Consider the following 21593-nt stretch of genomic DNA (forward strand, 5'->3'; position numbering starts at 1 on the left):
AAAACGGGCGCCATTATAGTGAATCCAGCGCGCCGACGAAACCGTTTGCGTAGAAATAAAATTTGTTGCCGTTTCGCCTGTTTGATGCCGCCAATCGCTCTAATTAGTTGCCAACTGGCTCATTGTTAAGCAAAATGCCGCTCAATTCGTCAGTAACCCTGCCATTTAAACGACAATAACAGCTGAGGCTCGACGTACTACAGAGAATTAACTGATTGAAAAAATTTAAGCTTAATTATCTGTTTATCTGCATCGTGTCTGTGCTGCTGGCGTTAGCCTTGTGGCCCGCCATCCCGTGGTTCAGCGGCGGTGAAAACCGCGTCGCAGAGATCAAAGCCCGCGGGGTACTGCGCGTCAGCACCGTCTCCTCACCGCTGATCTACACCACCGTCAACGGCAAAGCCTACGGCCTCGATTACGAGCTGGCCGAGCTGTTCGCCCGCTACCTCGGCGTGCGGCTTGAGATGACTCCGCGTCAAAATATCAACGAGCTGTTCGACGACCTCGACAACGACGATGCCGACCTGCTGGCCGCCGGGCTGGTGTACAACGCCACGCGCAGCACGCACTACGAGCCGGGCCCGACCTATTACTCGGTTTCCCAACAGCTGGTGTACCGCGTTGGCTCTCTGCGCCCGCGCACCCTCGGCGCGATTGACGAGAATCAGCTGGTGATTGCGCCGGGCCAGACGGTGTTAAACGATCTCGAAGCGCTGAAAGCGAAAAAGTACCCGTCGTTGAGCTGGACCGTGGACGCCAACAAGAACAGCAACGCGCTGTTAAGCCAGGTACTGGAAGGAAAAATCGACTACACCATCGCCGACTCGGTGGCGGTGAACCTCTTCCAGCGCGTGCATCCGCAGCTGGCGGTGGCCCTCGACGTGACCGACGAGCAGCCGGTCAGCTGGTATACGCGCCGCGACGGCGACCATACCCTGGCCGCAGCGATGCTCGGTTTCTTCAACCAGATCAACGAAGACGGTACCCTGGCGCGGCTGGAGGAGAAATATCTCGGTCACGGCAACGACTTTGACTATGTGGATACCCGCAGCTTCCTGCGCGCCGTGGACAACCTGCTGCCCGAGCTGCAGCCGCTGTTTGAAAAATACGCCACCGACATCGACTGGAAGCTGCTGGCCGCGATTTCATATCAGGAATCGCATTGGGACCCGCAGGCCACCTCGCCCACCGGCGTGCGCGGGCTGATGATGCTGACGCGCAACACCGCACAGAGCGTCGGGCTGACCGACAGGCTCGATCCCGAGCAGAGCATCAGCGGTGGCGCGCGCTACCTGAGCGACATGATGAAAAAGGTGCCGGAGACGGTGCCGGAAGAGGAGCGCATCTGGTTTGCACTGGCGGCCTATAACATGGGGTACGCCCACATGCTGGACGCCAGGGCGCTGACGGCGAAGCAAAAAGGCAATCCGGACAGCTGGGCGGACGTCAAACAGCGCCTGTCGCTGCTGAGCCTCAAGCCCTACTATACCCAGACCACCTACGGCTACGCCCGCGGGCATGAGGCTTACGCCTACGTGGAAAATATCCGTAAGTATCAGATTAGCCTGGTCGGCTATTTGCTGGAGAAAGAGAAAAAGGCAGCGCGGCTGGCGAAGATCGCCCAGGACTATCCGATCGTCCGTCCGCAGGAGCTGATCAAACCGCCTTTCGGGCCGCTTCCTTTAGGGCCTTTTTCTCAAGACGACGCATTTGAAAGAACGCACTTAGTAAGGCCGAACACGCTGGTGCCAGTACCCCACTCGTAACCTGCATCGCGTGGTTCATCCCAGGATGTCCGGGAACGTCCATCAGCGACCCCACCGCGCCGGTTTTGGCATCCCGCGCCCCGAACACCAGATGCCCGATGCGGCTATGCACCATCGCCCCGGCGCACATCACGCAGGGTTCAAGGGTCACATACAGGGTGGTATCCAGCAGGCGGTAGTTTTGCAGCACCAGCCCGCCCTGACGCAGGGCCATGATCTCCGCGTGGGCGGTAGGATCGTGGCGGCCAATTGGCCGGTTCCAGCCTTCGCCAATCACCTGGTTGTTATGCACCAGCACAGCCCCGACGGGCACCTCACCCTCATCCCACGCACGTTGTGCGAGAGTCAGCGCGTGGCGCATCCAGTATTCATGGGTAAATTCGCTGTCTGACACAGATAACTCCTGACCGGTTAAAGGCGCCGCATTATACACAGCGATGATGTTTAGCGAAATCCGGAAGGAGAACGGGCGGCGTCACGTGCTGCCGCCCGGTGAACAGGCCTGGTCACTCAAGCTGCTGGAGTTCGCCCTGGGGCGTGACCCGCCAGCGGTGCTGGCAGAAATAGAGCAAAGGGTTGTCCTGCTTGCTGTCGCTGTAGCCGCTGTAGAGCCGCAGCGGCGTGCCGATCTGCTGCTCAAGCTGGGCCACCTTTTCGTGGCCGAGACAGCGCAGGGTCAACACCCAGCCGCCGTAGCGGCGGGTGATCTGGCTGGCGATGAGGTTGACGCGCGGCAGCCAAGGGGTATCGACATAGACCTGCTCTACCAGCGGCATCGGGGAGCCGGTAATCAGCCAGACGTCGGCATCGGTACTGGCGAGGTACTCGGTTAAGCGCGCCTGCACCACCGGAAAGGCGGTAACGTGCGTCCGGAACCAGGCAACGAAGCTTTTCTCCAGCGCTTTCAGCCGCGCTTCGCTGTGCCCGAAGGTGCATCCCCACAGCAGCAGGCTCATCGGCCAGCGCGCCGCACGGCCTTTAATCAGCAACCCGAGGCCGATAACCGGCAGCAGCGGCAGCACCAGCAAGGCATTCAGCGGCTGCTGGCGCAGGAGATAGCGCATAAAGGTGCCAAACATATCCTGCTGATGCAGTGTGCCATCCAAATCAAAAAAGACTACCCGACGCTCGTTATCTGCCAAACCTCACTCCTCTGGATCGTTAAAGCCAAGGCACCATGTGAAAAGAAATCCTGCGGCAACTGCCAGTAAATAGCCTAACAGATAGAGGACAACTTTTCCGGTTACGATGGTTAACGCCAGCGGCAGGCCGGAAATACCAAAGGTCACGACCGTAGCCACTTTGAAGTAGCTGATGGCCGCCCCGCCGACGGCGCCGCCGAGACAGGCCCCGAGGAACGGTCTGCCAAGCGGCAGCGTAACGCCGAAAATCAGCGGCTCCCCTACCCCCAGCAGCCCGACGGGCAGCGCGCCTTTAATCAACTTTTTAAGCCGCGCGTTGCGGGTTTTCAGCAGCACCGCGATGGCGGCACCAATCTGGCCCACGCCGGCCATCGCCAGCACCGGCAGGAGGGCATTCGCCCCGTGCGCCTGCACCAGCTCAACGTGGATAGGCACCAGCCCCTGATGCAGGCCGGTGAGCACCAGCGGCAAAAAGGTGCCGGCCAGCAACGCGCCCACCAGCAGCCCGCCTTTGTCGATAGCCAGCGTGGCGCCGTGCGCGATGGCATCGGAGATCATCCCCCCCACCGGCTGTAGCGCCACGATCGCCACCGACGCGGTGATAAGCGTGGTCAGCAGCGGGTTAAGGATCAGCTCCACAGAGCCGGGCAGCAGCACACGCAGGCGCTTCTCTATCCAGCACATCAGCGCCACCACCAGCAGCACCGCGATCACCCCGCCGCGGCCAGGCTGGAGCGCCTCACCGAACAGGGTAATCTGCGCCAGCTGCGGGCTGGAGAGGATCCCCGCCATTACACCGCCCATCGCCACGGAGCCGCCGAACACCCGCGCGGCGTTGACCCCCACCAGGATATTCATGATCGCGAACACGGCGCTGCCGAAAATCCCCAGCAACCCAATCAGGTTGGGATACTGGGTCGCCAGGTCGCCGACGATATCGGGCCGCTTAAGGATATTCACGATGCCGGTGATAAGCCCGGAGGCGATAAACGCCGGTATCAGGGGGATAAAGACGTTGGCAAGCTTGCGCAGCGCGTCGCTCATCGGGGCTTTGTAGCGCGCCGTGGCCTGCGCCTTGTTGTGCGCCGCATCGCCAACCACCTCAGGCGCGCCGCCGGTCATCAGGGCGTTCATGGCGTCCACCACCTGTGCCGCGCGCCCCGGACCAACAATCACCTGATGCTGCACGCCCTGTTTGACGTAGCCGCTCACCCCCGGCAACGCTTTTAGCGCGGGGATGTCCAGCTGCGCGTCGTCATGCACCTCAAGGCGCACGCGCGTCATGCAGTTCTCCAGCCGGTGAATATTGCTCTGCCCGCCGACGCCGCGCAAAATTCCGCTGGCCAGCGCTGAGGTTTTGTCCATGACCCGTCCCCGTAGAGTTAGTGGTGCGCTAAGGCCGCACGTAAAAAGCCGTTGTGCTGCTCAAGACGCGACCGCGCCGTGGCCGCATCCACCCCGCTCAGGATCATCAGAATCGCGGGTTTCACGTCATTGCCGGTCTGCGCCAGCACCGCCTGCGCCTCATCGCGCGGCGCGCCGGTGGCCTCCATCACCATGCGGCAGGCGCGGTCCACCAGCTTCACGTTGGTTGCCTGCATATCCACCATCAGGTTCTGCCACACCTTGCCCCACTTCACCATCGCCCCGGTAGAGATCATGTTCAGCACCATCTTCTGTGCGGTGCCGGACTTCAGGCGCGTGGAACCGGTCAGCGCTTCCGGGCCGACCACCGGCGAGATAGCAATATCGGCAAGAGCCGCAATGGGCGAGGCGGGATTGCAGGAGACGGCGACGGTGGTGCAGCCCACCCGCGCGGCATACTCCAGGCCGCCGATGACGTAAGGCGTGCGGCCGGAGGCGGCCAGCCCAACCACCAGATCCTGCGCTGTCAGGCTGAGATTCTGCAGATCTGCCTTGCCGAGCGCCGGATCGTCTTCGGCTCCCTCCACCGCTTTCAGCAGCGCCCCAGGGCCACCGGCGATCAGGCCGATCACCTTTCCGTGCGGCACGCCGAAGGTGGGCGGGCACTCGGAGGCATCCAGCACGCCCAGACGCCCGCTGGTGCCGGCGCCCATATAGATAATGCGCCCGCCGGCACGCAGCGCCCCGGCGGCGGCATCCACCGCTTTCGCGACGTCGGGCAGCGTAGCGCGTACCGCATCCGCCACCTGCGCGTCCTGCCGGTTGAAACATTCCACCAGTTCTGTGGTCGAAAGTGAGTCGAGATCCATGGTTTCCGGGTTACGGGATTCCGAAACCAGCGCGCCAAGATTCATATTGCACCCCTGAATATTTAATTCATAATAACCACGCTATAATGGAATATAAAATTCATTCGGGCGAGTTTATTTCACGCCTTTATGTCAACGATCACACTTGCCGGGGAGCGATCCGTGAATTGCCTTATCCGTATTCGTCAGCGCTATCCGGTGCTGGCGCAGAGTGACAGAAAACTGGCGGACTACATCCTGGATAACCCGGATGCCGCACGCCATCTCAGCTCCCAGCAGCTGGCGGTTGAGGCGGGCGTGAGCCAGTCGAGCGTGGTGAAATTTTCGCAGAAGCTTGGCTTCAAAGGATTTCCGGCGCTGAAGCTGGCAATCAGCGAAGCGCTGGCCAGCTCGCCCACGCCGCACTCGGTGCCGGTACATAACCAGATCCTCGGTGACGATCCTCTGCGGCTGGTGGGCGAGAAGCTGATTCAGGATAACTACGCCGCGATGCTGGCGTCGCTGGATATCAACAGCGAAGAGAAGCTGCTGACCAGCGTGATGATGCTGCGTAACGCCCGTCGTATCGTGATTACCGGCATTGGCGCCTCGGGGCTGGTGGCGAAAAACTTTTCGTGGAAGCTGATGAAGATTGGCCTGAGCGCCGTGGCGGAGCTGGATATGCACGCCCTGCTGGCCACCGTGCAGGCGATGGAGTCGCAGGATGTGCTGCTGGCGATCTCCTACTCCGGCGAGCGCCGGGAGATCAATCTCGCCGCCGACGAAGCGCTGCGGGCCGGTGCGAAGGTGCTGGCGATCACCGGCTTTACGCCGAACGCCCTGCAGCAGCGCGCAACGCACTGCCTTTATACCATCGCCGAGGAGCAGGCAACGCGCAGCGCGGCAATCTCCTCCTCCAGCGCCCAGATGATGCTGGCCGATCTGCTGTTTATGGCGTTGGTGCAGCAGGATCTGGAGCACGCGCCGGAGCGGATCCGTCAGAGCGAGGCGCTGGTAAAAAAACTGGTCTGATGGGGGAATGGGCGTATAATGCCCGCCCTGTTTGTGTTGTTTCTGAGACTGTCCCGATGGCGTTACTTATCACAAAAAAATGCATTAACTGCGATATGTGCGAGCCGGAGTGCCCTAACGAGGCGATCTCCATGGGAGAGAACATCTACGAGATCAATGCGGATCGCTGCACCGAGTGCGTGGGGCATTATGAGACCCCCACCTGCCAGAAAGTCTGCCCTATCCCTAATACCATTCTGAAGGATCCGGCGCGCGTCGAAAGTGACGAGCAGCTGTGGGACAAGTTCGTCCTGCTGCACCACGCCGATAAGATCTAACCTTCGATAATCACCGTCGCGCAGGCGTAGTGCCGCTCGTCGGCCAGCGTCACGTGCACCGAGGTAACGCCCATTCTGGCGGCCAGTCGCTCAGCCTCATCGCGCAACCGCAGGCGCGGTTTGCCGAGGGCATCGTTGTACACTTCAAACTGATTGAACGCCAGGCCGTTGCGGATCCCGGTGCCGAAGGCTTTGGCCGCGGCCTCTTTCACTGCAAAACGCTTGGCAAGGAAACGCACCGGCTGCTGATGCGCCTGATACTGCGCCCATTCGCTTTCGCTGAGCACGCGCTGCGCCAGGCGGTCGCCGGAGCGGGAGATCACCCCTTCAATGCGGGCGATCTCCACGATATCGGTGCCTAAGCCGAGAATAGCCATTAGCGGCGGGCTTCCTGCATCAGACGCTTCATTTCCGACACGGCTTCCTTCAGGCCGCTCATCACCGCACGGCCGATGATGGCGTGGCCAATATTCAGCTCGTGCATCTCCGGCAGCGCGGCGATGGCCTGCACGTTATGGTAGGTCAGGCCATGCCCGGCGTTCACCTTCAGCCCTTTGCTGGCGGCATAGGTCGCCGCCTCGGCGATACGCGCCAGCTCGCGGGCGCGGGAGGCTTCGTCAACGGCGTCGGCGTAACAGCCGGTGTGAATTTCGATATAGGGCGCCCCCACCTCAACCGCGGCGTCAATCTGGCCATGGTCAGCATCGATAAACAGCGACACCAGAATGCCGGCATCGGCCAGACGCTGACAGGCGGCGCGCATTTTATCGCGCTGCCCTGCCACATCGAGGCCGCCTTCGGTGGTCACTTCCTGACGTTTCTCTGGCACCAGGCAGCAAAAATGGGGTTTGACTTCACAGGCGATGGCCAGCATCTCGTCGGTCACGGCCATTTCAAGGTTCATGCGGGTATCGAGGGTCTGGCGCAGCACGCGCACGTCGCGATCGGTGATGTGGCGACGGTCTTCGCGCAGGTGAACGGTGATGCCGTCCGCCCCGGCCTGCTCGGCGATAAACGCGGCCTGAACCGGGTCGGGATACGCGGTTCCACGGGCGTTACGCAGCGTGGCAATGTGGTCGATATTAACGCCTAACAGCAATTCAGCCATGACTATCCTCGTAAGTAAACGTTGCCTTCTGAGAGGCTTATCGGTGGGCTACCGCCGCCCGTAGTGTACACGTTTGCCTTAAACGCTGACTACGGCGACGCCTTTTTTGGCACAAACTGACGGAACAGCTCCCGGCTCTTAAGCGGCCTGCCGCCCAGATAGGGTTTCAGCGCGATGCGGGTAAAGCGCTTGGCAGCGCGCAGCCGGTCTGCATCGGGAAACTCTCGGCTGGCGAGCGCCCGGAGCTGGCTGCCGGTAAAGGTGGCATTGTCGATAACCAGACTGGCGATAAAGCCCTTCTCTTCCCGATAGCGGTAGGTCATGTCATCGGCGACCTCGTCTCCGCTGCCGGCGCAGTGCAGGAAATCGACCCCGTATCCCAGATGCCCCAGCAGCGCCAGTTCGAAACGGCGCAGCGCAGGTTCCGGCGAGCCGGTTGCGCCCGCCAGCGCCTGGATACAGTGCAGGTAATCGAAGAAGAGTTCGGAGAAGCGGGTTTCGGGTTCCAGCACCCGGGCGATGAGTTCGTTGACGTACAGGCCGCTGTAGAGCGCGGTGCCGGTCAGGGGTAAGGCGAGGGAAACCGCTTCGGCGCTGCGCAGGGTTTTTATCTCCCCGCGCCCGCCGAAACGCACCAGCAACGGTGTGAAGGGCTGTAAGGTGCCTTTAAGGCTGGAGCGCTTAGCGCGGGCGCCTTTGGCTATCAGACGAACCCGGCCCGACTCTTCGGTGAAGAGATCGAGCATCAGGCTGGTTTCGCTCCAGGGGCGACTGTGCAGCACGAAGGCGCGTTGCCACCCTTCCATCAGGCTCGATCCTAGCGTTCTTCGCCGTAGCCGAGACTGCGCAGGGCGCGCTCGTCGTCAGCCCAGCCGGATTTCACCTTCACCCACAGCTCAAGATAGACTTTGGTGTCGAACAGCTCTTCCATGTCCCTGCGGGCTTCAATACCGATGGTTTTGATTTTGTCGCCTTTATTGCCGATCACCATCTTCTTCTGGCCTTCGCGCTCAACCAGAATCAGCCCGTTGATGTCGTACCCGCCGCGCTCGTTAGTCTGGAAACGCTCGATTTCCACGGTCACGGAGTAAGGCAGTTCGGCACCCAGGAAGCGCATCAGCTTCTCACGGATGATTTCCGAGGCCATGAAGCGCTGGGAGCGATCGGTAATGTAGTCTTCCGGGAAGTGGTGCTCGGACTCCGGAAGGTGCTTGCGCACGATAGACGCGATGGTATCGACGTTCACGCCGGTCTCAGCCGAAAGCGGCACGATATCCAGGAAGTTCATCTGCGCGCCGAGGAACTGCAGGTGCGGCAGCAGGTCCGCTTTCTCCTGCACGTTATCGACTTTGTTAACCGCCAGAATCACCGGCGCTTTGCTGTCGCGCAGCTTGTTCAGCACCATTTCATCATCCGCGGTCCAGCGCGTGCCTTCCACGACAAAAATTACCAGCTGAACGTCGGCGATTGAGCTGCTCGCGGCTTTGTTCATCAGGCGGTTAATGGCGCGCTTCTCTTCCATATGCAGGCCCGGCGTATCGACGTAGATCGCCTGATACGCGCCTTCAGTATGGATACCAACAATGCGGTGACGGGTGGTCTGCGCTTTGCGGGAGGTGATAGAGATTTTCTGCCCCAGCAGTTTGTTCAGCAGGGTGGATTTCCCTACGTTCGGGCGGCCAACAATGGCGATAAACCCGCTATAGCTTTTTTCGTTTTCGTCGCTCATTCCAGCTCCAGTTCTTTAAGTGCCTGCTCAGCGGCTGCCTGCTCCGCTTTACGGCGGCTGGAACCCGTGCCGACCACCGGTTCACCCAGGCCACTCACCTGGCAGTGAATGGTAAATTCCTGATCGTGGGCTTCACCACGCACCTGAACCACCAGATAGGACGGCAACGGCAAGTGGCGTCCCTGTAAATATTCCTGCAGACGGGTCTTGGGATCTTTCTGCTTGTCGCCAGGACTGATCTCGTCAAGACGGGTCTGATACCAGTTCAGGATCATGCGCTCAACGGTGTTGATATCGCTGTCGAGGAACACGCCGCCGATTAAGGCTTCCACGGTGTCCGCGAGAATCGACTCGCGACGGAAACCGCCGCTCTTCAGCTCACCCGGCCCCAGGCGCAGGCATTCGCCTAACTCAAACTCACGCGCAATCTCAGCCAGCGTATTGCCGCGCACCAGCGTGGCGCGCATACGGCTCATGTCGCCTTCATCAACGCGGGGAAAGCGATGATAAAGCGCGTTTGCGATAACGTAGCTAAGAATGGAGTCGCCCAGGAATTCAAGTCGTTCGTTGTGTTTACTGCTGGCGCTACGATGGGTCAAGGCCTGCTGTAACAACTCCTGATGTTGAAAAGTGTAGCCCAGCTTGCGCTGCAGCCGATTTATTACGATGGGGTTCATGCGATACCAATTAATGAATGCGTCAACTATTCAGCACACGGAACAGACCTGATGACGATCAACGCTGTTTCGTGTGCCGTGGCACCCTGTTCGGGGCCAACCAAACTTCGGGAAATTATTCTATACAGAACTACCGGGGATGTCGTTAGCCAGACGATATTTATATTCTAAATAATTTTAAAAAGCGCAAAGGCATATTATGGAATTCCCGGCCACGCCGTCTGGCTGTGGCCGGGAATGAGGAGGTAACGCGTAGCGGGTTACGTCACGCGGCAGGCGATCAGTGAATACCACCGATACGGTTCAGACGTACACCGGTCGGCCACTCGCCTTCCTGCTTCTCGAAACTCATCCAGATAGCGGTCGCTTTACCCACCAGGTTTTGCTCCGGCACGAAGCCCCAGTAGCGGCTGTCGGCGCTGTTGTCGCGATTATCACCCATCATGAAGTAATAGCCCGGCGGTACAATCCAGCTGGCAATCTGCCCACGGTTCTGGCGGAAATAGCCGCCCACGTTGTCCTGCGCTTCCGGGTTAAGCAGAATGCGGTGCGTAACGTCGCCCAGCGTCTCTTCACGCTGTGCCAGACGTACGCCCTGCTCCATGCTCTCGCCCTGCGGAACGGTAAAGAAGCCTTTGCTGGACTCCACGCCGCCGGCAAAGCTGAAGGTCTGGACGAAATCGCTCGGCTTCGCATCGGAGTAAGTCACCGCCAACGCGCTTTCACACGCCTGGCCTGAGGCACAGTTCGGCTCAATGGTGACCTGCTTGCTGAACGGATCGTAGCTGACGCGATCCCCCGGCAGACCCACCACGCGCTTGATGTAGTTCACGCGCGGATCGTTCGGGTATTTGAATACCGCAATGTCGCCGCGTTTCGGGTGACCGGTTTCGATCAGCGTTTTCTGGTACAGCGGATCCTTAATGCCGTAGGCAAACTTCTCCACCAGGATGAAGTCACCGATCAGCAGCGTCGGCATCATGGAGCCGGACGGGATCTGGAACGGCTCATAGATGAACGAGCGCACCACCAGCACCAGCGCCAGCACCGGGAAGACCGAGGCACCGGTTTCCAGCCAGCCGGGCTTCTGCCCGACTTTCTTCACGGTATTCGCATCAAGCGCCCCGCCTGCGGCAGCCTGCGCCGCAGCCTGACGCTCACGACGTTTGGGTGCGAAAACAAATTTGTCCAGGCACCACAGGATGCCCGTCACCAGCGTCGCGATTACCAGGATCAGCGCGAACAGATTCGCCATGACTACTCCTTAATTATTTACCGTCTTTACCGACGTGTAAGATGGCGAGGAACGCTTCCTGCGGCAGCTCGACGTTGCCGACCTGCTTCATACGTTTCTTACCTTCTTTCTGTTTCTGCAACAGTTTCTTCTTACGGCTTACGTCACCACCGTAGCACTTCGCCAGTACGTTTTTACGCAGCTGTTTCACGGTAGAGCGGGCAATAATATGGTTGCCGATGGCCGCCTGAATCGCGATATCGAACTGCTGGCGTGGGATCAGATCTTTCATCTTCTCCACCAGCTCACGACCGCGATACGGCGCGTTGTCGTTATGGGTGATCAGCGCCAGCGCATCCACACGCTCGCCGTTGATCAGCACGTCCACACGCACCATGTTAGAGGCCTGGAAGCGTTTGAAGTTGTAGTCCAGCGACGCATAGCCGCGGGAGGTGGACTTCAGGCGGTCGAAGAAGTCGAGCACCACTTCCGCCATCGGAATTTCATAGGTCAGCGCCACCTGGTTGCCGTGGTAGACCATGTTGGTCTGCACGCCGCGTTTCTCAACGCACAGCGTCATCACGTTGCCCAGGTACTCCTGCGGCAGCAGCATATGACACTCAGCGATAGGCTCGCGCAACTCTTCGATATTGTTCAGCGGCGGCAGCTTCGACGGGCTGTCGACGTACACCACCTCTTTACTGGTGGTCTGCACTTCATACACTACCGTCGGTGCGGTGGTGATGAGGTCGAGATCGTATTCACGCTCCAGACGCTCCTGGATGATCTCCATGTGCAGCAGGCCGAGGAAGCCACAGCGGAAGCCGAAGCCCAGCGCGGTGGAGCTTTCTGGCTCGTAGAACAGCGAGGCGTCGTTGAGGCTCAGCTTGCCAAGCGCATCGCGGAAGTTTTCGTAGTCGTCGGAGCTAATCGGGAACAGACCGGCATAAACCTGCGGTTTCACCTTTTTGAAGCCCGGCAGCGCTTTTTCCGCCGGGTTACGCGCCAGCGTCAGGGTATCCCCCACCGGTGCGCCAAGGATATCTTTGATGGCACACACCAGCCAGCCTACTTCCCCGCACTTCAGCTCGGTGCGGTCAACCTGCTTCGGCGTAAAGATGCCCAGACGGTCAGCGTTGTACGTCTGCCCGGTGCTCATCACTTTAACTTTGTCGCCTTTACGCAGGGTGCCGTTCTTCACGCGGATCAGTGACACCACGCCGAGGTAGTTATCGAACCAGGAGTCGATAATCAGCGCCTGCAGCGGGCCATCGGGATCGCCCTGCGGAGCAGGGATATCGCGCACCAGGCGCTCCAGCACGTCCTGTACGCCCACGCCGGTTTTCGCCGAGCAGCGCACCGCATCGGTGGCGTCAATGCCGACGATGTCTTCAATCTCTTCTGCCACGCGCTCCGGATCGGCAGCAGGCAGGTCAATTTTGTTCAGTACCGGCACCACTTCCAGATCCATTTCCATCGCGGTGTAGCAGTTCGCCAGGGTCTGGGCTTCTACGCCCTGCCCGGCATCCACCACCAGCAGCGCACCTTCACAGGCGGCAAGCGAGCGGGAAACTTCATAGGAAAAGTCAACGTGGCCAGGGGTGTCGATAAAGTTAAGCTGGTAGGTTTCGCCGTCAGCCGCTTTATAGTCGAGCGTTACGCTCTGCGCTTTGATAGTAATGCCACGCTCGCGCTCCAGATCCATCGAGTCGAGAACCTGCGCCGCCATTTCGCGATCGGTCAGGCCACCGCAAATCTGAATAATGCGGTCAGACAGCGTCGATTTACCGTGGTCGATGTGGGCAATAATGGAAAAGTTACGTATGTTCTTCATATTTTGGATTTTTATGCCTTACGTGTGCCTTCAGGGCTTCGCGCAACGCGCAGTTCGAGCCTTCTGTCTGTGGCTGTCTGTGGTCTGAAACGCCGCATTCTACACTACAACCAGAAAGCGGGGAAATGCTCATCCAGCGCGCGTGGTCGCGGAAGGGAGTGTGAGATTCGGAAGGTCGACGGTAACGCGGTGCAGACGGCGAAATCAGCGGCCGTCCTGCGCGGAAAAGGTGTCGACGCGTACGGCATCGGGCGGTAAACCGACGCTGATGATCACCGGCTGCCACTCGTTACGGCGCGTCAGCTTTTCGCCGAGACCACGCGCCAGCAAAAAGCCGCCGGTACCACCGAGCAGCGCCCCGCTCATGGCGGCCAGATCGCTGCCAAACAGGGCCTGGAACAGGCCGGCCATGATGAACAGGCCAACCAGCGGTGCCATATACACCAGCAGCGCCGAGCTGAGCAGGCTGCGTTCGGCAATGCCCAGTTCGACTTTCTGCCCCGGCACCAGCGGCTGGGCACTGGAGACCGCGATAGTATGGACATTCTGCGGCCCGAGCTTGTTCAGCACGCGGCTACCGCAGCCCGCCCGTGAGGCACAGCTGTTGCAGGAAGCTTTTACGTCGCAGCTCAGGAGCGCTTCGCCATTTTCCCACGACACGACCGTGGCCCACTCTTTGATCATTGGCTTGCCTTAAATTTGATGCTGTCAGCGATGCGCTTGGCGGTTGGCGGCGGCAGTTCGCCGACCACCGTGATTTCGGCATTATTGCGCACCGAGGTGTTCACCGTTCGCCGGCCGGTGCGCAGCGTCTGATCGGCACTGCCGCTGGTCGCGCGGTTGATGTTGACCGAGAAGCTGAACAGTCCATCAGAGTAGAGGCGGGATTCAATCGGCAGCTCTACGCCCGGCAGCGGACGACGACTTTTAGACACTTCGCTGAAGCCCTGCGGCAGCCACGTCGGCGCCCAGTTGAAGTTCACCTGCTCCGAGGCCGGAACCGACAGCAGCGGCGGCAGACTCGCTTTGGCGAGGTTCTGCATGGTGCTTTCCACCTGCTGATTGACGGTAAAGTCGATCACCCGGAACTGCTCCAGCGTCTCACCGTCGCGATCGAGCAGGTCGACGCGGAGCGGGAGATGGGTTTCGCTGTCGAGCCAGGCGATATAGCTGTAGCGCGTACCGTCGCGTGCCACCACGCGAATCACCTCACACAGCCGATCGGCGATGCGGTTGCGACCCACGGGAATAAAGTCGTAGTACGACGCGAGGCGTTTGAAGTCGGTATAGGCGAGTGACGGCAGCGAGTCGACGATGTATTCGCCGGTAAGCGTGAAAGGTTCAAGACCAGGCTCGAAGTAGCTGATTTCGCTGCCGCGTTGCACCACTTCCCGGCGCGGCCCGTCCATCTGCAACAGCTGGGCAAGCGGCGTGTTGTTCAGCACCGCATGACGATAGCGCAGCGACTCAACGCCCTGCTTGTTGATGCTGATAAAAGCCAACTCGTAATTCAGGGACTGGCTCGCCGCGTTCATCTGCTGCAACAACGCCCCGGATGCAGTATCAGCCAGGGCGTTTGTTGAGAGGAACAGGGTACCAGCCATAAGGGACATGGCGCACCAAAGCTGCTTCATTACTGCGATTGAGTTCCTAAAGTCTGGGTTCCTGGGACCTGAACGGCGGCCTGCTGCGTCTCATCCGACTGGATTTGATCGGCATGCAGACGGCGCTGCAGTTCATAATCCTGCAGCATCGCATTAATGCGACGACGCTGCTCCTGCATCTGCTGCGGGGCGGTACCGGAGAGATTGTCAGCCGGCACGCCGAGGCTCACCGGGCTGGCTTTACCCATTACCGGTAAGGTATTAAATACCGGCGTCTCGGGCTGCGCGCTGGCATCGCCTGGGGTGTTGTACTGCTGTACGCCTACGATAACGGCAAGCGACACGCAGGCAGCAACACCCATCTGGGTCAGCTGGCTGGCCCACGGACGGACTTTATGCCAGAACGGCATTTTCTGCCAGCGCTCCGGTTCCGGCTGTGCTTCAGGAATTAACGGTGCCACGCCGTGCGCAGGTTCGTTTTCCAGAGCGGCCATCACGCGCGCTGAGATATCGAAATGCAGTACGTCGCTGGTATCGCCGCGCATGGTGTCGCGAATCAGGTGATAGTGCTCCCAGGTTTGCTGCAGCGACGCGTCTTTTGACAGCTCCGCCAGCAGCGTGCTGTCAACCGTTTCACCATCCATCAAAGCGGAAAGTTGTTCTTTCTGCATGCCTAATACCTTTTCCAGTATCCCGCTATCGTCAACGCCTGATAAGCGGTTGAACTTTATTGTCAATTGCTTCACGCGCACGGAAAATACGCGAACGAACCGTACCAACCGGGCAGTCCATGATGACCGCTATCTCTTCATAGCTTAGGCCATCCAGTTCACGCAGCGTAATCGCCATACGTAAATCTTCAGGAAGCGATTCGATGGTGCGGAAAACAATTTGTTTCAGTTCTTCAGACAACATTAAGTTCTCAGGGTTCGAAATTTCTTTCAATGCACCGCCACTTTCGAAATTTTCCGCATCAATAGCATCAACATCGCTTGATGGGGGACGGCGTCCCTGAGCAACCAGATAGTTCTTTGCGGTGTTGACCGCTATACGATAAAGCCAGGTGTAAAAGGCGCTATCGCCCCGGAAAGAGTCCAGCGCGCGATAGGCTTTAATGAAGGATTCTTGTACCACATCAGGAACATCCCCGGAGGGCACATAGCGGGAAACCAGGCTCGCCACTTTATGCTGGTAACGTATCACCAGTAAGTTAAACGATTTCTGATCGCCTTTCTGGACCCGCTCTACAAGAACCTGATCCGTTAACTGCTCGCTCATCCGAGGTAATGTCTCCCCAAAACTCATCTCCACGCGTAATCGGACCGATTCCGCGTCCCTGCTACTGTTGCGAGCAGGATTATGACCACGAATCGTCCAGGTAATTCCGTTACGCCATTGTTTTTATACACTGTTCAGCCTGAACAGACGCTCGCTATTCATTATACGTGCCGCTGCAGTGAAAGGGCGGCGTTTCGCAAAGAGGATACAGGCCGACCGCGTGCAGGTTAACGCAAGCGCGGCATTATTTCATCTCTTAAAATTACCCTGCTTATTTAGCGCCGACGCGTTTAGTGACTATAACCTGGTGTGCAAAAACCGCTCCCTGTTTCCGAAATGCAGTGCTATGCTGCCCGAACCTTGTTTAGTAAATTAAACACACCTATGACTACCGCACCTGATTTTAGCTGTGATGTTCTCATCGTTGGCAGCGGCGCTGCTGGACTGTCGCTGGCGCTGCGCCTCGCGGAATCTGCCCGCGTTATTGTGCTGAGTAAAGGCCCGGTCAGCGAAGGCGCAACCTTTTACGCCCAGGGCGGCATCGCCGCCGTGTTTGATGAGACGGACAGCATCGCCTCGCACGTGGAAGACACCTTAATCGCCGGGGCTGGCCTGTGCGATCGCCACGCAGTTGAGTTCGTCGCCGCCAATGCGCGTCACTGTGTACAGTGGCTTATCGATCAGGGGGTGATGTTTGATACCGAAATTCAGGCCAATGGCGAGGCGGGCTACCACCTGACCCGCGAAGGCGGGCACAGCCATCGCCGCATTCTGCATTCGGCTGACGCGACCGGAAAAGCGGTGGAAACCACGCTGGTCAGCCAGGCGCTCAGCCACCCCAACATCCGCATTCTCGAACGCTTTAACGCTGTGGATCTGATCCTTTCCGATCGCATCGGCATTGACGGGCCACGCCATGTGGTCGGTGCCTGGATCTGGAACCGTAATAAAGAACAGGTGGAAACCTGCGGGGCGAAGGCGGTGGTGCTGGCGACCGGTGGCGCATCGAAGGTGTATCAGTACACCACTAACCCGGACGTTGCGTCGGGCGATGGCGTTGCGATGGCCTGGCGCGCGGGCTGCCGCGTGGCGAATCTGGAGTTTAACCAGTTCCACCCTACCGCGCTTTACCATCCGCAGGCGCGTAATTTCCTGCTGACGGAAGCCTTGCGCGGCGAAGGGGCCTGGCTTATTCGGCCTGACGGCAGCCGCTTTATGCCTGAGGTCGATCCCCGTGCCGAGCTGGCGCCCCGCGATATCGTGGCCCGCGCTATCGATCACGAGATGAAACGCCTCGGTGCCGACTGCATGTACCTTACCATTGCGCATAAGTCGCCCGACTTCATTCGCCACCACTTCCCGACCATCTACGAGAAGCTGCTGACGCTTGGGATCGATCTCACCACCGACCCGGTGCCGATTGTACCGGCGGCGCACTACACCTGCGGTGGCGTCATGGTGGACGATCACGGGCGTACCGACGTCGAGGGGCTGTATGCCATCGGGGAGGTGTCGTGCACCGGTTTACACGGCGCGAACCGCATGGCGTCTAACTCGCTGCTGGAGTGTCTGGTGTACGGCTGGTCCGCGGCGGAAGATATTCGCGCTCGCCTGCCCGAGACCCCGATGTACCACGCCTTGCCGGCCTGGGATGAAAGCCGGGTCGACGATCCCGATGAGCGCGTGGTGATTCAGCATAACTGGCACGAGCTGCGGCTGTTTATGTGGGACTACGTGGGCATTGTCCGTACTACACGGCGACTTGAGCGCGCCCTGCGGCGCATCACCATGCTGCAACAGGAGATCGACGAGTACTACGCCCATTTCCGTGTCTCGAATAACCTGCTGGAGTTGCGAAACCTGGTTCAGGTGGCGGAGCTGATCGTCCGTTGCGCCATGATGCGTAAAGAGAGCCGCGGGCTGCACTTTACGCTCGACTACCCGGAGATGGCCGAAGACGCCGGCCCGTCAGTGCTGGCACCGCCGCACTACATAAAGAGGTAGAATGCCTGGGTCAGGCCGCAGTAGGCGTCTGAATAACGCTGGTCTGGCCCGCGGATCGCCAGCCGGTCGCTAAACATCTCTCCGGCACGCGGCGAAAAGGCCAGCAACACCCGGTGCGGCAGCCGGGCGTCGGTTTCGGCAATGTCAGTGCGCAGCCGTTGATGCCAGCCCATATCCAGCGCCTTTTGCGTAAAGGCCGTGCCTTCAGACTCGGGCAGCACCACGCAAAAAAATCCCTCTTCGGTAATGCACTGTGCGGCAGCGTGCAGTAATGCGCTATGATCGAGCGTAGTGGTATAGCGCGCCTGTTGCCGTTCCGGCGTGGCGCACTCCACGCCCTGAGGATAGTAAGGCGGGTTGCTGACGATAAGCTCGTAGCGCTGGGTTTGCTGCTGCGCCCAGCTCTGAATATCCGCCGTGTGCAGGGTGATGCGCTGCCGCCAGGGCGATGCCTGAAAGTTTTCCATCGCCTGCTGTGCGGCCTGCGGATCAAGCTCAACCGCATCAATGTACACGTCATCAGCGGTGCGTTGCGCCAGCATCAGTGCCAGCAGTCCGCTGCCGGTGCCGATATCAAGAATACGCTTCACCCGGGCGACCGGCGCCCAGGCGCCAAGCAGGATGCCGTCGGTCCCCACTTTCATGGCGCAGCGATCGTGAGCGACAAAGAACTGTTTGAAGGTAAAACCATCGCGGCGTAACGGGGATTTTGGCTGGGACATCGTCTACGACCTTATCAGAAATCCGGTTTAGCATAGGCCAAAGCGAGACGGCTTAAAAGCCATAACCATACAAACAGATGAACATTACAGCCTGAAGGTCTATAATCGGCGGCCCACACTGAGGTAGAACATGACTGTAACGACTTTTTCCGAACTCGATCTCGACGATAGCCTGCTGGATGCGCTCCAGGATAAGGGTTTCACCCGCCCCACCGCCATTCAGGCCGAGGCTATCCCGCCCGCGCTGGAAGGCCGTGACGTTCTGGGCTCTGCACCGACAGGCACCGGTAAAACGGCAGCGTACCTGCTGCCCGCGTTGCAGCATTTGATCGATTTTCCGCGTAAGAAATCAGGACCGCCGCGTATCCTGATCCTGACCCCGACCCGTGAACTGGCGATGCAGGTTGCCGAACACGCTCGCGAGCTGTCAGCCCATACGCACCTCGATATCGCCACCATTACCGGCGGTGTCGCATACATGAACCATGCGGAAGTATTTAGCGAAAACCAGGATATCGTGGTGGCTACCACCGGTCGCCTGCTGCAGTACATCAAAGAAGAGAACTTCGACTGCCGCGCCGTTGAGACGCTGATCCTCGACGAAGCCGACCGTATGCTCGACATGGGCTTTGCTCAGGATATCGAAACCATCGCCGGTGAAACCCGCTGGCGCAAGCAGACCATGCTGTTCTCCGCCACGCTTGAGAGTGAAGTCGTCACCGACTTCGCCAAACGGCTGCTGGAGGATCCGGTTGAGGTCTCCGCCTCGCCGTCCGTGCGCGAGCGCAAAAAGATTAACCAGTGGTACTACCGTGCCGATGATATCGAGCATAAAAAAGCGCTGCTTATCCATTTGCTGCAGCAGCCGGACGCCACGCGCTCTATCGTGTTTGTCCGTAAGCGCGAGCGAGTGCACGAGCTGGCAACCTGGCTGCGTGAAGCGGGCATCAACAACTGCTATCTCGAAGGTGAGATGGTGCAGAACAAGCGTAACGAAGCCATCAAACGTCTGACCGATGGCCGGGTTAACGTGCTGGTCGCCACCGACGTCGCCGCGCGCGGGATTGATATTCCCGATGTCAGCCACGTCTTCAACTTCGACATGCCTCGCACCAGCGATACCTACCTGCACCGTATCGGGCGTACCGGCCGTGCGGGACGTAAAGGTACGGCGATTTCACTGGTGGAAGCGCACGATCACCTGCTGCTGCTGAAAGTGGGCCGCTACCTGAGCGAACCGCTTAAAGCACGCGTGATTGACGAGCTGCGTCCCACCAGCCGTGCGCCGAGTGAAAAGCTCACCGGCAAGCCGTCCAAGAAAGTGCTGGCGAAACGCGAAGAGAAGAAGAAAGAGAAAGATAAAGAGAAGCCGCGCGTCAAAGTGCGTCATCGCGATAAGAAGAACATCGGCAAACGCCGCAAGCCTTCTGCCGCCGCGGCGAGCTCGCCGGAAAAGGGCGAGTAAACCAATAAAAAACGGCGGGATATCCCGCCGTTTTTTTTCGCCTGTGATTACAGGCTTTCGGTAAAGGTACGAGCGATAACGTCGCGCTGCTGTTCCGGCGTCAGCGAGTTAAAGCGCACCGCGTAGCCTGAAACGCGAATGGTCAGCTGCGGGTATTTTTCCGGGTGTTTCACCGCGTCTTCCAGCGTTTCACGACGCAGCACGTTGACGTTCAGGTGCTGCCCGCCTTCCACACGCACTTCCGGTTTCACTTCCATCGGGATTTCGCGATATTCAATCTGTCCCAGTTCAGCAACCGGTACAACGTCATCTTCAGCAAAACCGCCTTTTGCACACAGGCAGCGCGCTTCGCCTTTTTCGTTGTCCAGCAGCCAGAAGGAGTTCAGTAACGCGTCGTTTGCTGCTTTAGTGATCTGGATACCTGTAATCATTGTATGCCTCCCGGGCGATGAGTCGGTGATTGACTAGCCTTCTCTGGCTAATTGGTAAAACCATTGTTGCTATCCTGTTTATATACCAGCCAGCGACGGTCAATTCTTTGACCAAAATCAATAAAATCCACATGCCGCGAAGGGCTATAGGGTCAAATTATTGTTTAGCATCAAATTTTTCGCTTTGCCGCTGCGTAAATAAAAGTGTTACTTTTCAACCGTTTTTGAGAAATATGCCGTTAGCGGTTGCCGACGGTTGTTCTTCATGGATAAGGCGTTAAGCTAGCGGGAGATAACCATCGCAGGAGAGCGAGATGACAAGCCACCTGACCTGGCATGATGTGCTGGCCGAGGAAAAACAGAAACCCTATTTTCAGCAGACGCTGCAAACCGTCGCCGCCGAGCGCGATGCCGGCACCACCATCTATCCGCCTCAGAAGGACGTGTTCAACGCGTTTCGCTTTACCGAACTAGGGGACGTGAAGGTAGTGATCCTGGGCCAGGACCCCTATCACGGGCCGGGCCAGGCGCACGGGCTGGCGTTTTCGGTGCGTCCGGGCATTGCCCCGCCACCGTCGCTGGTAAATATGTACAAGGAGCTGCAAAACTCCGTCGAGGGGTTCGAGCGCCCGTCACATGGCTATCTGGAGAGCTGGGCGCGTCAGGGTGTGCTGCTGCTGAACACCGTGCTGACGGTGCGGGCGGGACAGGCCCACTCCCATGCCAGCCTCGGCTGGGAAACCTTTACCGATAAGGTGATCGCCTTGATTAACGAGCATCGTGAAGGGGTGGTTTTCCTGCTGTGGGGCTCTCATGCGCAGAAGAAAGGGGCGATTATCGATACCGATAAGCACTGCGTGCTGCGCGCGCCACACCCCTCTCCGCTTTCCGCCCATCGCGGCTTCTTCGGCTGCGACCACTTCGTTAAGGCCAATGCCTGGCTGACTGAACACGGCGAGAAGCCCATCGACTGGCAGCCGGTGCTGCCCGAGGCGTAGCGACCATAAAAAAAGCCAGCGTTGCGCTGGCTTTTTTTG

The 21593-nt window shown here is 59.1% G+C and carries 23 protein-coding genes; 6 read left to right on the plus strand and 17 right to left on the minus strand.

The features are described 5' to 3' along the window. Window positions 1-215 precede the first annotated feature (215 nt). Entirely contained in the window at window positions 216-1766 is a 1551-nt protein-coding gene (gene mltF, locus DW58_RS11635) for a membrane-bound lytic murein transglycosylase MltF (protein WP_024550571.1), read from the plus strand. On the opposite strand, the gene tadA is transcribed toward mltF, so the two are convergent. From tadA to murQ, 4 genes are all read right to left on the minus strand, one after another. Continuing rightward, window positions 1657-2160, minus strand: a complete 504-nt coding sequence (tadA, locus tag DW58_RS20135) for a tRNA adenosine(34) deaminase TadA (protein WP_071789308.1) — start codon at window positions 2158-2160, stop codon at window positions 1657-1659. The genes mltF and tadA overlap by 110 nt on opposite strands. 112 nt (window positions 2161-2272) lie before the next feature. After that, window positions 2273-2908 carry a phosphatidylglycerophosphatase C gene (gene yfhb, locus DW58_RS11645; RefSeq protein ID WP_024550569.1) on the minus strand — a complete coding sequence of 212 codons (636 nt, stop codon included), beginning with the start codon at window positions 2906-2908 and terminating at the stop codon, window positions 2273-2275. Window positions 2909-2911: 3 nt separating this feature from the next. After that, window positions 2912-4273, minus strand: coding sequence for a PTS transporter subunit EIIC (locus tag DW58_RS11650; RefSeq protein WP_024550568.1), 1362 nt, complete (start codon window positions 4271-4273; stop codon window positions 2912-2914). A 17-nt stretch (window positions 4274-4290) separates the two neighbouring features. Then, window positions 4291-5187, minus strand: coding sequence for an N-acetylmuramic acid 6-phosphate etherase (gene murQ, locus DW58_RS11655; protein ID WP_024550567.1), 897 nt, complete (start codon window positions 5185-5187; stop codon window positions 4291-4293). A 117-nt stretch (window positions 5188-5304) separates the two neighbouring features. Between murQ and DW58_RS11660 the strand changes: the two genes are divergently transcribed. Continuing rightward, window positions 5305-6153 carry a MurR/RpiR family transcriptional regulator gene (locus DW58_RS11660; protein WP_024562425.1) on the plus strand — a complete coding sequence of 283 codons (849 nt, stop codon included), beginning with the start codon at window positions 5305-5307 and terminating at the stop codon, window positions 6151-6153. A gap of 56 nt (window positions 6154-6209) precedes the next feature. After that, entirely contained in the window at window positions 6210-6470 is a 261-nt protein-coding gene (locus tag DW58_RS11665; RefSeq protein WP_024549696.1) for a YfhL family 4Fe-4S dicluster ferredoxin, read from the plus strand. Here DW58_RS11665 and acpS read toward each other — a convergent pair. The 11 genes from acpS to rpoE form a co-directional block, all read right to left on the minus strand. Next, window positions 6467-6847, minus strand: a complete 381-nt coding sequence (gene acpS, locus DW58_RS11670; protein ID WP_024549695.1) for a holo-ACP synthase — start codon at window positions 6845-6847, stop codon at window positions 6467-6469. The two genes, DW58_RS11665 and acpS, sit on opposite strands and share 4 nt — an antisense overlap. After that, the gene (pdxJ, locus tag DW58_RS11675; RefSeq protein ID WP_024549694.1) at window positions 6847-7578 is read right to left on the minus strand and encodes a pyridoxine 5'-phosphate synthase; all 732 of its coding nucleotides are present in this window, start codon (window positions 7576-7578) and stop codon (window positions 6847-6849) included. Before pdxJ ends, acpS begins: the two co-directional genes overlap by 1 nt. A gap of 89 nt (window positions 7579-7667) precedes the next feature. Beyond that, complete coding sequence (gene recO, locus DW58_RS11680) at window positions 7668-8384, minus strand: DNA repair protein RecO (RefSeq protein ID WP_024549693.1); 717 nt, start codon at window positions 8382-8384, stop codon at window positions 7668-7670. 11 nt (window positions 8385-8395) lie between these two features. Next, complete coding sequence (era, locus tag DW58_RS11685; RefSeq protein WP_024549692.1) at window positions 8396-9307, minus strand: GTPase Era; 912 nt, start codon at window positions 9305-9307, stop codon at window positions 8396-8398. Next, window positions 9304-9984 carry a ribonuclease III gene (gene rnc / locus DW58_RS11690; protein ID WP_024549691.1) on the minus strand — a complete coding sequence of 227 codons (681 nt, stop codon included), beginning with the start codon at window positions 9982-9984 and terminating at the stop codon, window positions 9304-9306. The genes era and rnc overlap by 4 nt, the downstream gene beginning before the upstream one ends. A gap of 280 nt (window positions 9985-10264) precedes the next feature. Beyond that, window positions 10265-11239 carry a signal peptidase I gene (gene lepB, locus DW58_RS11695; RefSeq protein ID WP_024549690.1) on the minus strand — a complete coding sequence of 325 codons (975 nt, stop codon included), beginning with the start codon at window positions 11237-11239 and terminating at the stop codon, window positions 10265-10267. Window positions 11240-11252: 13 nt separating this feature from the next. Continuing rightward, complete coding sequence (gene lepA, locus DW58_RS11700; RefSeq protein WP_024549689.1) at window positions 11253-13052, minus strand: translation elongation factor 4; 1800 nt, start codon at window positions 13050-13052, stop codon at window positions 11253-11255. A gap of 204 nt (window positions 13053-13256) precedes the next feature. Then, entirely contained in the window at window positions 13257-13736 is a 480-nt protein-coding gene (gene rseC / locus DW58_RS11705) for a SoxR-reducing system protein RseC (protein ID WP_024549688.1), read from the minus strand. Further along, window positions 13733-14686 (minus strand): sigma-E factor regulatory protein RseB, encoded by a 954-nt coding sequence (gene rseB / locus DW58_RS11710; RefSeq protein ID WP_024549687.1) that lies wholly within the window; start codon window positions 14684-14686, stop codon window positions 13733-13735. The genes rseC and rseB overlap by 4 nt, the downstream gene beginning before the upstream one ends. Continuing rightward, window positions 14686-15327: an anti-sigma-E factor RseA gene (gene rseA / locus DW58_RS11715; RefSeq protein WP_024549686.1), complete on the minus strand. Its 642-nt coding sequence runs from the start codon at window positions 15325-15327 to the stop codon at window positions 14686-14688. The genes rseB and rseA overlap by 1 nt, the downstream gene beginning before the upstream one ends. A gap of 31 nt (window positions 15328-15358) precedes the next feature. Then, window positions 15359-15934: an RNA polymerase sigma factor RpoE gene (rpoE, locus tag DW58_RS11720; RefSeq protein WP_024549685.1), complete on the minus strand. Its 576-nt coding sequence runs from the start codon at window positions 15932-15934 to the stop codon at window positions 15359-15361. Window positions 15935-16318: 384 nt separating this feature from the next. Between rpoE and nadB the strand changes: the two genes are divergently transcribed. Next, the gene (gene nadB, locus DW58_RS11725) at window positions 16319-17938 is read left to right on the plus strand and encodes an L-aspartate oxidase (RefSeq protein WP_024549684.1); all 1620 of its coding nucleotides are present in this window, start codon (window positions 16319-16321) and stop codon (window positions 17936-17938) included. Here nadB and trmN read toward each other — a convergent pair. Beyond that, a complete protein-coding gene (gene trmN / locus DW58_RS11730) occupies window positions 17923-18660 on the minus strand; it encodes a tRNA(1)(Val) (adenine(37)-N(6))-methyltransferase TrmN (RefSeq protein WP_024549683.1) in 738 nt (245 codons plus the stop codon). The two genes, nadB and trmN, sit on opposite strands and share 16 nt — an antisense overlap. Window positions 18661-18790: 130 nt before the next feature. Here trmN and srmB point away from each other — a divergent pair, with 130 nt between their 5' ends. After that, a complete protein-coding gene (gene srmB, locus DW58_RS11735; protein ID WP_024549682.1) occupies window positions 18791-20125 on the plus strand; it encodes an ATP-dependent RNA helicase SrmB in 1335 nt (444 codons plus the stop codon). A gap of 47 nt (window positions 20126-20172) precedes the next feature. On the opposite strand, the gene grcA is transcribed toward srmB, so the two are convergent. Beyond that, complete coding sequence (gene grcA / locus DW58_RS11740; RefSeq protein ID WP_024548819.1) at window positions 20173-20556, minus strand: autonomous glycyl radical cofactor GrcA; 384 nt, start codon at window positions 20554-20556, stop codon at window positions 20173-20175. A gap of 314 nt (window positions 20557-20870) precedes the next feature. Between grcA and ung the strand changes: the two genes are divergently transcribed. Next, window positions 20871-21554 carry a uracil-DNA glycosylase gene (ung, locus tag DW58_RS11745; protein ID WP_024548820.1) on the plus strand — a complete coding sequence of 228 codons (684 nt, stop codon included), beginning with the start codon at window positions 20871-20873 and terminating at the stop codon, window positions 21552-21554. Window positions 21555-21593: the final 39 nt, after the last annotated feature.

The sequence above is a fragment of the Siccibacter turicensis LMG 23730 genome (assembly GCF_000463155.2).
Lineage (GTDB): Bacteria > Pseudomonadota > Gammaproteobacteria > Enterobacterales > Enterobacteriaceae > Siccibacter > Siccibacter turicensis.